Below are 2,546 nucleotides of genomic sequence, written 5' to 3'. Positions count from 1 at the left end.
AGCGTCGCTCGCCTCCTCCCCCTTCCCTCCATACGATTATCATTCTTATTAAGGATGTTTTGAGTATTTTAACTGATTGACAAAAAGCGCTTTATCTTAACCTTTCACCGATGCTCTAGGCGAGGCACAGGCATTGTTTTACCCAGCATTCTGATTTGATTTTGTTTCCATTGCAGTTCTTGGCAATGTTGATAGAGTTCGTCGGCTTCTTCCTTGTTCAGAAATTCTGGATAATAGTTGACTGGTAAAGTAGGAGCAGATTCGGGAAATAAAGTTAGTTGTTGCATAATTCTCCTTTAGCGATCGCCAAAACGATTTTTTCTGCCTGTTCTTGTGAAATAGCCTGTTCAGGGTTCTTGTAAAAACCCAGGATTTGAGACTTGGGACGAATAATAATTTGCTGCCCTGTTGCACGTTTGTCCCAGACAAAGCACGAGATGGTAACGTTATCGGTAGCCCAACGAGTACCCCGTTTATCCTTACGAAAACAGAAGCGCGGCATGATTAGAACAAGTGACGGCGGGTGCTGCTGCAAGAAATCAGCGCGATCGTCACAAGGTTCCAGAAAGCTGGTAAGTAAAAAAGCAGCGACACCTACACGCGCTTTCTGGTAAGCATTCTTGATAATTGGTGCAGCAAACTCTGAAAATGGTGGATTGGTGCAGATCCAGTCAGAATCGGGAAACTTAGCCCATGACTCGGATAGCGTTGCATCGTAGTGAAAATGTGCCTGTTTGTTCGGATCGATGTCGTTCGTCCACATTTGCTTGGTGTGTGACCACGCCTGGAGTAAAGATGCGATCGCTCCATGCCCCACGCAAGGCTCACCAATGACACCAGATAACGGAACATGGCGCAGTAGTTCAGTTGTGAACCATGAGGGAGACTCGTAAAAGTTTAATGGATGTCTACCAACAGTTTCTCCTGTAGATTTAGGAGAGTATGGTTGTGGTGTCAGCAGTTGTGCAACAGTCATAAACTCTCTCCAGTTTGTTTGACAACTTGAGCGCTGATTGATTCAAAATCCACTTGAAAAATATTCATATCAGTCAGCATTTCGCCACTGTTATAGCGGTCTACAATATGCTGCCTAATGCCTGCTTCTGAAAGCCCATTAGGAATCTCTATATGGGCTTCACTAGTAATTTTTTCGGTGACTCTAACAATGACTCTCATATTGGTTATGCCGAATATAAAGGAGTGTTTAACGTGGTGATTGCTACTTGTTTAATAGCGATCGCTTTTATCTGCAAGGCGTAAAATTATTCCATTGAAACCAGCTTGAGCCAGCCTCCGAATAACTAGCGGTGCGGTGGATTGCTTCAGGATTACCCCAGCAGCAGCAAGCGTTGATGGCGAATGTGGGCTTATCCTGAAATGTTCCATCTGGTAAAAGAATCTGGTAAACCTCATCCTCAGCCCATATTTCCAACCATTCTCGGCTCATGTATTCGGCGTAAAACTGACTCCAGCGAGAGGAAAGCCAGCGCGATTCTGTTTCGCGGTTGTAACGCCACAGCTTGAAGGCGAGGTTCCAATGTGCAAGAAAGTCGAGCGCCACCGGCTTGGACTGCATCAATATCTCTTTGTCCCCAGGAACGAGCATCAACTCCTCGCACAGCCGGGGAAGCTCCACAGTCATGCCGCCGTACTCAACGGTGTACCACTCGATTCCGCTAATGCCTTGGCTTATTTGTTCTGCCCAAATCGCTTGTCGTTTACCCTGTGTATCTTGCGCTCTTCTTCGGAACATATCGAAACGCAATACTGCTTCTACTGGGGATAATCCGCCTTTTACTACGTGTTGTTGTTGTGCAAGGTCACACGCAGACTCCCAACCGGTTGCATTGATTTGGTCGATCTGTTGGGCTAGTGCTGCTGCTCTTGGGTCTTGAAATCGTGTCATTAACCTATCCATCGAGATGAGTTATTGTTTGCGTTGTTATCAGATGTTACAATTCTTAATAAGTTTACGTTTTCCGATCGGTATCAGCTTAATAGCTAGTAGCGCTTAAAATTCGGGCAACTGAATAATTAAAGACTAATGGCTACTAAACTGATACTTTTTCCTTCTTGCTAGCGAAAGCCCCCGCTTGTCTGAGGGCGAAACTGGGGTGAGGATGAGCAAAGAATTCTTCTATAGCTTTGGTCAACCCAGCCGCAACAGCTGGTTCGTGACAAGCGTAGACATAGATGGGCTGTTGCACACCATTGACCAATCGCGTTTCTTGGCGATCGCCTAACTGTGGGTAAAACGTGCGAACCCATGTACCTAAATGTCCCCGGTAGTGAGCGCCACTGATAGGGACTTTCTTTCCAAGTTCGCTCTCTGCAAAGTTGACCACGCCCAGCCATTTTTCTTTTGTGCCGATTAGTGACTGTCTGTTGTAATCAGCTATCAGATTGGCGGCGAAGTCTTTGCAATTTTGTTCCATCCCACCTTCCGCACCCTAACTGTCACACATCAACAAAAAGCTGACAGAGTAGTACATAAGAACTAAATTGAATGAAAAAGTTAAGAGACTTAATGAGAAGAAGTAGTATTA

The 2,546-nt window shown here is 45.4% G+C and carries 5 protein-coding genes; all 5 read right to left on the bottom strand.

Annotated features, from left to right (window positions below; translation table 11 throughout):
- Positions 1-104 precede the first annotated feature (104 nt).
- Positions 105-287: an alpha-ketoglutarate-dependent dioxygenase AlkB family protein gene (locus H6G97_RS49710; RefSeq protein WP_242056183.1), complete on the bottom strand. Its 183-nt coding sequence runs from the start codon at positions 285-287 to the stop codon at positions 105-107.
- Positions 275-976, bottom strand: coding sequence for a hypothetical protein (locus H6G97_RS49705; protein ID WP_190947606.1), 702 nt, complete (start codon positions 974-976; stop codon positions 275-277). Before H6G97_RS49705 ends, H6G97_RS49710 begins: the two co-directional genes overlap by 13 nt.
- A complete protein-coding gene (locus tag H6G97_RS49700) occupies positions 973-1,176 on the bottom strand; it encodes a hypothetical protein (protein ID WP_190947605.1) in 204 nt (67 codons plus the stop codon). The genes H6G97_RS49705 and H6G97_RS49700 overlap by 4 nt, the downstream gene beginning before the upstream one ends.
- 67 nt (positions 1,177-1,243) lie before the next feature.
- Complete coding sequence (locus H6G97_RS49695) at positions 1,244-1,906, bottom strand: hypothetical protein (protein WP_190947604.1); 663 nt, start codon at positions 1,904-1,906, stop codon at positions 1,244-1,246.
- A gap of 145 nt (positions 1,907-2,051) precedes the next feature.
- Entirely contained in the window at positions 2,052-2,435 is a 384-nt protein-coding gene (locus tag H6G97_RS49690) for a hypothetical protein (protein WP_190947607.1), read from the bottom strand.
- Positions 2,436-2,546: the final 111 nt, after the last annotated feature.

This window comes from Nostoc flagelliforme FACHB-838 (genome assembly GCF_014698065.1).
Lineage (GTDB): Bacteria > Cyanobacteriota > Cyanobacteriia > Cyanobacteriales > Nostocaceae > Nostoc > Nostoc flagelliforme_B.
The sequence above is the reverse complement of the archived record's forward strand: the minus strand, read 5'-3'. Positions and strand labels throughout refer to the sequence as shown.

Excerpts from the sequence above, each read along its gene's own strand:
- H6G97_RS49695 (WP_190947604.1), bottom strand. The coding sequence starts at position 1,906 with ATGACACGATTTCAAGACCCAAGAGCAGCAGCACTAGCCCAACAGATC.
- H6G97_RS49690 (WP_190947607.1), bottom strand. The coding sequence starts at position 2,435 with ATGGAACAAAATTGCAAAGACTTCGCCGCCAATCTGATAGCTGATTAC.
- H6G97_RS49710 (WP_242056183.1), bottom strand. The coding sequence starts at position 287 with ATGCAACAACTAACTTTATTTCCCGAATCTGCTCCTACTTTACCAGTC.
- H6G97_RS49700 (WP_190947605.1), bottom strand. The coding sequence starts at position 1,176 with ATGAGAGTCATTGTTAGAGTCACCGAAAAAATTACTAGTGAAGCCCAT.
- H6G97_RS49705 (WP_190947606.1), bottom strand. The coding sequence starts at position 976 with ATGACTGTTGCACAACTGCTGACACCACAACCATACTCTCCTAAATCT.